This is a genomic window from Sphingomonas segetis (genome assembly GCF_009720245.1).
Taxonomy (GTDB): Bacteria; Pseudomonadota; Alphaproteobacteria; order Sphingomonadales; family Sphingomonadaceae; genus Sphingomicrobium; species Sphingomicrobium segetis.
This window is the reverse complement of sequence record NZ_WJSQ01000015.1, coordinates 19,925-27,780: the sequence shown is the minus strand read 5'-3', so window position 1 is coordinate 27,780 and position 7,856 is coordinate 19,925. Positions and strand designations below refer to the sequence as shown.

At 65.5% G+C, this 7,856-nt stretch carries 10 protein-coding genes; 1 reads left to right on the top strand and 9 read right to left on the bottom strand.

Going from position 1 to position 7,856, the window contains the following annotated elements; genetic code table 11:
* From GH737_RS02885 to GH737_RS02860, 7 genes are all read right to left on the bottom strand, one after another.
* The coding region (locus tag GH737_RS02885; protein ID WP_196232947.1) for a M16 family metallopeptidase at nt 1–1,181 on the bottom strand (1,181 nt) is incomplete at its 3' end.
* The gene (locus GH737_RS02880; protein ID WP_230558589.1) at nt 1,178–1,789 is read right to left on the bottom strand and encodes an SURF1 family protein; all 612 of its coding nucleotides are present in this window, start codon (nt 1,787–1,789) and stop codon (nt 1,178–1,180) included. The genes GH737_RS02885 and GH737_RS02880, both read right to left, overlap by 4 nt.
* Nucleotides 1,786–2,160 carry a DUF983 domain-containing protein gene (locus GH737_RS02875; RefSeq protein WP_155263353.1) on the bottom strand — a complete coding sequence of 125 codons (375 nt, stop codon included), beginning with the start codon at nt 2,158–2,160 and terminating at the stop codon, nt 1,786–1,788. Before GH737_RS02875 ends, GH737_RS02880 begins: the two co-directional genes overlap by 4 nt.
* Nucleotides 2,157–2,975, bottom strand: coding sequence for a cytochrome c oxidase subunit 3 (locus GH737_RS02870; RefSeq protein WP_155263352.1), 819 nt, complete (start codon nt 2,973–2,975; stop codon nt 2,157–2,159). The genes GH737_RS02875 and GH737_RS02870 overlap by 4 nt, the downstream gene beginning before the upstream one ends.
* Nucleotides 2,976–3,010: 35 nt before the next feature.
* Complete coding sequence (locus tag GH737_RS02865) at nt 3,011–3,562, bottom strand: cytochrome c oxidase assembly protein (protein ID WP_155263351.1); 552 nt, start codon at nt 3,560–3,562, stop codon at nt 3,011–3,013.
* Nucleotides 3,559–3,684 (bottom strand): hypothetical protein, encoded by a 126-nt coding sequence (locus GH737_RS15970; RefSeq protein WP_275401942.1) that lies wholly within the window; start codon nt 3,682–3,684, stop codon nt 3,559–3,561. The genes GH737_RS02865 and GH737_RS15970 overlap by 4 nt, the downstream gene beginning before the upstream one ends.
* Nucleotides 3,681–4,592 (bottom strand): heme o synthase, encoded by a 912-nt coding sequence (locus GH737_RS02860; protein ID WP_155263350.1) that lies wholly within the window; start codon nt 4,590–4,592, stop codon nt 3,681–3,683. Before GH737_RS02860 ends, GH737_RS15970 begins: the two co-directional genes overlap by 4 nt.
* Before the next feature lie 82 nt (nt 4,593–4,674).
* Between GH737_RS02860 and GH737_RS02855 the strand changes: the two genes are divergently transcribed.
* Nucleotides 4,675–5,301, top strand: a complete 627-nt coding sequence (locus tag GH737_RS02855) for a peptidylprolyl isomerase (RefSeq protein ID WP_338061761.1) — start codon at nt 4,675–4,677, stop codon at nt 5,299–5,301.
* Nucleotides 5,302–5,363: 62 nt separating this feature from the next.
* Here GH737_RS02855 and ctaD read toward each other — a convergent pair whose 3' ends face one another.
* Together ctaD and coxB are read right to left on the bottom strand one after the other, a co-directional pair.
* Nucleotides 5,364–7,037: a cytochrome c oxidase subunit I gene (gene ctaD / locus GH737_RS02850; RefSeq protein WP_155263349.1), complete on the bottom strand. Its 1,674-nt coding sequence runs from the start codon at nt 7,035–7,037 to the stop codon at nt 5,364–5,366.
* 9 nt (nt 7,038–7,046) lie between these two features.
* Nucleotides 7,047–7,805, bottom strand: coding sequence for a cytochrome c oxidase subunit II (coxB, locus tag GH737_RS02845; RefSeq protein ID WP_338061762.1), 759 nt, complete (start codon nt 7,803–7,805; stop codon nt 7,047–7,049).
* Between the last annotated feature and the right edge of the window lie 51 nt (nt 7,806–7,856).

The window sequence follows — 7,856 nt, the reverse complement described above, 5'->3', positions numbered from 1 at the left end:
CCGTCGAGCAGCGCGGCGCCCGCCGAGCGCGCGGCCGCGGCATCGACGCCGCGAAGCTGGCCAAGCAACTCGTCGAGCGTGAGGATTCGCCCGAACACTTCGATCGACCGCGCCATCTGGTCGGCACGGCCGTGAACGCTCTCCATGCCCATCAGTAGCCCCGCCTCGAGCTGCGCCCGCGCGCGGCTCACCTCGGCATCGGTCAGCGTCTCGACGGCATCGGCAAGCACGGCCCGCGCGAGGTGCATCGATTCGACGGCGCGGTTGCGGTCGGCAGCGCAGCTCATCGCCACCATGCCGGTGTCCGCATATGCCTGGCTCCAGGCGCTGACGGAATAAGCGAGGCCGCGCTCTTCTCGCAGCTCCTGGAACAGCCGCGATGACATGCCACCGCCGAGCGCCTGCACAAACACCGACAATGCAGGAAGCCGCGGATCCGAGGCCGCGAAACCCGGAAGGCCGAGGCACCAGTGCGCCTGCTCGAACTCGCGGCGGTCGTTGCGGACGCCGCCGCTGAACTCGGCACGGCCGATGGGAACGCCGGGCCAGACTTCCATGTCGCCGAACAGCCTCTCGGCGAGCCGGAGGATTTCATTCTCTTCGAGCTTGCCGCTCGCCGTCAGGATCAGCCGCGAAGGGATGAGCTCATCCCGGATCCAGTTGCGGCAGTCCTCGGCCGTGATCGACTCCAGCGTGTCCGCGCGCCCGAGCACCGAGCGGCCGAGCGGCTGGCCCTCGAACGCAGCTTCGAAGAGATGGTCGTGGACAAGGTCGTCGGGGGAATCCACCACTTCCCCGAGCTCGGACAGGATCACCACTTTCTCGCGCTCGAGATGCCGCTCGTCCAGGTGCGGCGCGCGCAGGAAATCGGCGATGAGCTCGGCGAGCAACGGCGCATCCTTCGCCAGCGTCCGCCCGTAGAAAACCGTCTGGTCGCGCGCGGTCCAGGCGTTGATGATCCCACCGACATCCTCGATCGCCTCGGCGATCTGCCGCGTGTCGCGTCCGCCGGCGCCTTTGAACACCATATGCTCGACCACGTGGGCGAGGCCGTTGAGGTGGTCCGGCTCCGAACGGGAGCCGACCATCGCATAGACGCCGAGGGCGACCGACTCCGCCCCCGGGAGCGGGTCGACGGCGATCCTCAGGCCGTTGCGAAGCACGTGCATACCGGGGCTCAACTTGCTCCTCGCTCCCGCTTGATCCGCTTCCCGATGGCTAGCGCGTAGATGGTCAACGCGGCAATCGCCAGGGCGAACCAGGTTGCCGCATAGCCGCGATGGACCGCCGGCGTGATCGGACTGACCGAGCTGACGTCGGGCGGCCGGCTGCGCTCCAGCCCCGGCGGCGCGCCCGCCGCCACCAGCCTCATCCGCGATTTGCGGTCGGGGACGATGATGCCGCTGACCGGCCCGCCGTTCCAGTTGACCTTGACGTTAGGGTTCCTGGTCCACCCAACCTGGACGGCCATCCTGGGCCCTTCCCCCCCGATCACGCAGTCGACGATAATTACGTAGCCGGGTTCGCCATTCAGGTTCTGACCGGCGATGGCGCGCTGGCCGACCGGCCTCAGGCAGACTCCGGTCGCGTGGCGGAACAGCGGCAGCTGGGCGCTGTCCAGCGGCGCGGTCGGCCAGGTGATCGGCGGCAGCTTCTCGGAGCGTGCGAACTCGGCGAGCACGCCTTCTTTCCAGGTCGCCCGCTGCAGCTGCCAGACACCGAGGCCGATCATCACCGCAACCGCCGCGGCAACGAGGATCGTCGGGACGAGGGGCAGGCGCCTTATCATCCGGCAATACGTCCTTCGGGCGGGCGGTGCTTATATTCCTGGGCGAGCAGCCAGGCCTTCGACAGCCGGAGTCCTCCAATCGTCAGCGCTGTGGCCACCGGGACCCAAACCAGATGGACCCACCAGGGCGGCATGAACACGCCGTCCACAAGGAGCGCGGCGACGACGACGATCGTCCCGACGATGAAGATCAGGAATGCCGCCGGCCCATCGCCGACGTTGAAGCTCGCGAAATCGAGGCCGCAGCTGCGGCACTTCGGAGCAAAGGCAATCCAGCCGTTGAAAAGCGTGCGCGCGCCGCAGCGCGGGCAGTCGCCTTTCAGTGCCGCGGACAGCGGCGAATTCTCGGGGTCCGGGTGGTTGGGGCTCACCCCGCGTACGTGGCGCCCCAGCCGCCCCAGACGTAGATCGAGGTGAACAGGAACAGCCACACGACGTCGACGAAGTGCCAGTACCAGGCGGCCGCCTCAAACCCGAAATGCTGCCGCGGCGTGAAGTCGCCACGCAACGAGCGGATGTAGCAGACGATCAGGAAGATCGTGCCGACGATCACGTGGAAGCCATGGAAGCCGGTCGCCATGAAGAAGGTGGAACCGTAGATGCCGCCTTTGAACGAGAAGGGCGCGTGGATGTACTCGTAGGCCTGCACGCCGGTGAAGGTGAGGCCGAGCAGGATCGTCAGCAGAAGCCCGAGCTTCAGCCCGTCGCGGTTGCCGTGGATGAGCGAATGGTGTGCCCAGGTAACGGTCGTTCCGGAACACAAAAGAATGAGGGTGTTGAGGAGCGGGAAGCCCCACGGGTTGAGCACCTCGACGCCCTTGGGAGGCCACACACCGCCGACGGAATCCACCGGGCTCGGGAAAAGCGACGAATCGAAGAAGGCCCAGAACCAGGCGAGGAAGAACATCACCTCGGAGGCGATGAACAGGATCATGCCGTAGCGCAGGTGAAGCTGGACGACGGGCGTGTGATAGCCCTCGTGCGCCTCGTCGATCGTGTTCTTCCACCAGCTGAACATGGTGACGAGCACGCCGAGCAACCCGAGCAGCATGACCAGCACGCCGTAGCGGTTCTCGTGGAACCACATGACGGCGCCGCTGAACATGACCCCGCCGGAAATCGCGCCGATCAGCGGCCAGGGATCCGGCTCCACGAGATGGTAGTCATGGTTCTTGGTCGCGGCCATGTGTCGCAGCTTCCCTCTTTTGCTTTGTGGTTGCTCTAGCGAGAGGCGGTGGCGGTTTCCACCGGATAAAATGTGTAGCTCAGGGTGATTTCGTGGACGTTCTTGGTGTCCGGGTCCTTCTCGATCGCGGGATCGACGAAGAAGATGACGGGCATATCGACCTTCTCTCCCGCCTTGAGCGTCTGCTCGGTGAAGCAGAAGCATTCGATCTTCTTGAAATATTTGCCGACTGTGTCGGGCGTGACGTTGTACACCGCCTGGCCGGTGATCGGACGCGCGCTGAGGTTCTGGGCGCGGTAGAATATCTGAGTCCGCGCCCCCGGTGCGACGTTCACAGCGATCTGCTCCGGCTCGAACCGCCACGGCAGGCCGGGGTGGACGTTGGCGTCGAACTGCACCTTGACCTGCCCGGCCACCGCGCCCGGCGCACGCTCGGCGCGAAGGGTGGTCCCGTTGAAGCCCGTCGCCTCGCAAAAGGCCCGGTAGAGCGTCGGGCTCACGGCCACGAGCGCAGTCATGGCGGCCACGATGAGAACCAGGATGAGCAAGGTCCTGCCGTTCCTGTTCCGGGCGACGGCAGTGTTCACCAGTTGATCCCCGTTTTTGCGATAGTGATGAAGAACAGCAGCACGACGAATCCGCCAAGCAGCCACGCGAGAATGCGCGCGCGTTCGCGCTGCCGCCGGACCACCTCTTCTTCGAGCTTCATACCGCCAGCCAGCGGTCCGCGACGAGGACGGCGAACAGGGCAAAAAGGTAGAAGACAGAAAATGCGAACAGCTTCTTTTCCGGCGCCATCTGCGCCGGATCGGTCGCGCGGTTGGCGAGGACCCGCCCCGCGAGGACGACGAACACGAAGCCGAGCACCGCCGCGCTGCCGCCGTAGATCGGCCCGGTGAGGCCAAGCAGCCACGGCAATACGGCGGACGCCGCCATCGGCAGGCTATAGAGGAAGATCTGCCGCCGAGTGCTCGGGACGCCGGCGACGACGGGCAGCATCGGGATTCCGGCAGCCGCATAATCGGAGCGCACGAACAGCGACAGCGCCCAGAAATGCGGCGGGGTCCACAGGAAGATGATCGCGAACAGCAGCAGCGGCAGAGCGGAAACATGGCCGGTCGCCGCGACCCAGCCGATCAGCGGCGGGAAGGCCCCGGCCGCGCCGCCGATCACGATGTTCTGCGCCGTGCGCGGCTTCAGCCAGACCGTGTAAATGAGCACGTAGAACAGGATCGAAGCGGTCAGCAGCGCTGCTGCCAGCCAGTTGGTCGCGATCCCCATCAGCACTACCGAAAACACGCCGAGGCCGACGCCGAAGTGGAGCGCCGATTGCCGGTCCATTCGGCCGGCGGGCAGCGGGCGATTGGCCGTGCGCCGCATCTTCGCGTCGATGTCGGCCTCGTACCATTGGTTGAGCGCGCCGCACGCGCCGGCGCCGAGCGCGATGCACAGGATCGCTGTGAAGCCGAGCGCCAGCGGCAGCACTCCCGGAGCGGCCAGCATCCCGCACAGGCCGGTGAAGACCACGAGATACATGACACGCGGCTTGGTGAGCGCGAGGATATCGCGCCAGTCGGCCGGAAGAGCGGCTGGAGTCGTCAGTTCGATGGCGGGCATTTGCTGGGGCCTATAAGCGGTTGGCGCAGAGAGGAAAAGCCTCACTGGCGATGTTCATCCAGGCTTTGCTATGCGGCCGGGCATGATGACACGCTTTCTCGTCGCCGCGCTGCTCGCGGCAGCTGCCGCGCCGGCCCTGTCCCAGCCTGGGCCCGCTCCTGCGCCTCCGCCCGCGACGTCGGCGGAGTTCGTGCCGGTCGCGATCGACACCAGCGCTGGACGAATCGTGGTCGCGCTCGACAAGACGCACGCGCCGGTCACGACGGCCAACTTCCTGCGCTACGTCGATGCGCACCGCTATGACGGCGAGACCATTTACCGCGCGATGCATCAGCCGGGCGGAGGCGCCGGCGACGGCCTGATCCAGGGCGGCATCACCAGCGACGCGCGCAAGCTCTACCCGCCGATCAAGCACGAGCCGACCTCCGAGACCGGGCTTCACAACGTCGCCGGCGCGATCTCGCTGGCGAATGCCGGGCCGGGCACCGCGCGCGCCGACTTCTTCATTCTCGCTAGCGACATTCCCGCGCTCGATTCGACCGCCGACGACGCGGGCTTCGCCGTTTTCGGTCACGTCGTCGAAGGCATGGACGTGGTGAAGAAGATCCTCGCCTCGCCGGTCTCGGAGACCAAGGGTACTGGCGCGATGAAGGGCCAGATGCTCGAACCGCCGGTCAAGATCGTCAAGGCCGCGCGGGTAAACCCCTGAGCCCACCACAAAAGGGCCGGCCCTGCACATGCAGAACCGGCCCGTTGCTCTGTCACCAGGACCTAATCGATCCGCGGCAGGGTCGAATATTGGTGGAACGGCGGCGGGCTCGACAGGGTCCATTCGAGCGTCGTCGCGCCTTCGCCCCACGGATTGGCCGGCGCCTTCTTGCCGGCCGCGAGCGACCAGAACAGGTTGACGAAGAACACTCCGACGCCGGCGATGGTGATCATGTAGCCGATCGTCTCGACATAGTTCCAGTGCGCGAACGCCGGCGTGTAGTCGGGGATTCGCCGGGGCATTCCGTCGAGGCCCAGGAAGTGCATCGGGAAGAAGATCACGTTCACGCCGATGAACATCAGGAAGAAGTGAATCTTTCCGAGCAGCTCGTTGTACATCCGCCCGCTCATCTTCGCGAACCAGTAATAGAAGCCCGCGAAGATCGCGAAGATCGCGCCGAGACTCAGCACGTAATGGAAGTGCGCCACGACGTAATAGGTATCCTGCATGTAGGTGTCGACGCCGCCGTTGGCGAGCACGACTCCAGTCACGCCACCGACGGTGAACAGGAAGATGAAGCCGATCGCGAACAGCATCGGCGTTTCGAACGTCAGGGATCCGCCCCACATCGTCGCGATCCAGCTGAACACCTTCACGCCAGTCGGCACCGCTATGATCATGGTCGCCGCGGTGAAGTACATCTTTTCATCGACGCTCATGCCGGTGGTGAACATGTGGTGCGCCCAGACGACAAAGCCGATCACGCCGATCGCGACCATGGCGTAAGCCATGCCGAGATAGCCGAACACCGGCTTGCGGCTGAACGTCGCCACGATCTGGCTGATCATCCCGAAGCCAGGGATGATCATGATGTAGACCTCGGGGTGGCCGAAGAACCAGAACAGGTGCTGATAGAGCACGACGTTGCCGCCGCCGCTCGCGTCGAAAAATGCGGTGCCGAAGTTGCGGTCGGTCAGAAGCATGGTGATCGCGCCCGCAAGCACCGGAAGCGACAGCAGCAGCAGGAAGGCGGTGACCAGCACCGACCACACGAACAACGGCATCTTGTGCAGGGTCATGCCCGGCGCTCGCATGTTGAAGATGGTGGTGATGAAGTTGATCGCGCCGAGGATCGAGCTCGCCCCCGCGAGGTGCATCGAGAAGATCACCATGTCGACGGCAGGCCCGGACGAGCCGGACGTCGACAACGGAGCGTAGAGCGTCCAGCCGGTGCCCGCGCCGAGGCCGGTTCCGCCCGAAACAAAGGTTGATCCGAGCAGCAGCAGGAAGGCGGGAACGAGCAGCCAGAAGCTGATGTTGTTCATCCGCGGGAAGGCCATGTCGGGCGCACCGATCATCAGCGGCACGAACCAGTTGCCGAATCCGCCCATCATCGCCGGCATGATCGTGAAGAAGATCATGATCAGCGCGTGGGCAGTGATCAGCACGTTCCAGTGGTGCGTCCATTCGTCGAAATTGGCGGTCCCCGCGCCGATCGGCCAAGCGTGGTTCAGCACCTGGATGCCCGGCTCCATCAGCTCCCAGCGCATGATCCCGGAGATCGCGCCGCCGAGCGTGCCAGCGATGATCGCGAAGATCAGGTAGAGCGTGCCGATGTCCTTGTGGTTCGTCGACATGAACCAGCGGACCCAGAAGCCCGGCTTGTGGTCCGCATCGTGGTGCGCGTCGTGCGCTCCGTGCGGCTTGAGATTCAGTGCGTCAGCGGTGGTGCTCATCTGTGGCTCTTACTGGTTCGTGCGATTGGCGACGTTGGAATTCTGCGGAGCCGGTGCCGGATTGCCCGTGGCGGTCCCCGCAACGGCTGGAGCCGGCGTCACCGCGTCGGTGTCGGTGCCCCCGGCCGGCGCCGCTGCGGCGGCGGGCTGCGCCCCGGGCATCTTGCCGCCCTTGGATGCGACCCATGCGGCGAACTGCGCCGGCGGCACGACTTCGACCGCGATCGGCATGAATCCGTGACGGGCGCCGCACAGCTCCGAGCATTGGCCGAAATAGACGCCCGGCCGATCGACCTTGACCCACGCCTCGTGAAGCTGGCCGGGGTTCGCGTCCTGCTTGATCCAGAAGGCCGGAACGGCGAAGCTGTGGATGACGTCGTCGGCGGTGACGATGAACTTCACCACCTTGCCCTGCGGAATGACGACGCGCTCGTCGACCGCGAGCAGCGGCGGCCCGTCGAGGTCGGTTCGGGCACGCTGGTTCTTCTGGCGCGTGGGGTCGTTCGCTTCCTTCAGCATATAGCTGTCGAACGACACGCCGTTCGCAGGATATTCGTAGCTCCAGTACCACTGGTGCCCCGTGACCTTGACCGTCAGGTCCGCCGGCGGCGGCGAATAAGTGTGGCGAAGCAGCCGGATGGAGGGGATTGCGATCGTCACCAGGATCAGCACCGGGACGAGCGTCCAGATGACCTCGATCGTGGTGTTGTGCGAGTTGCGCGAGGGCACCGGGTTGGCACCGCGGCGATAGCGGACGATCGACCACAGCAGCAGCGCCGAGCCCGAGCGCGGCGACGGCGCGCCGAAAAAGGGATTTCA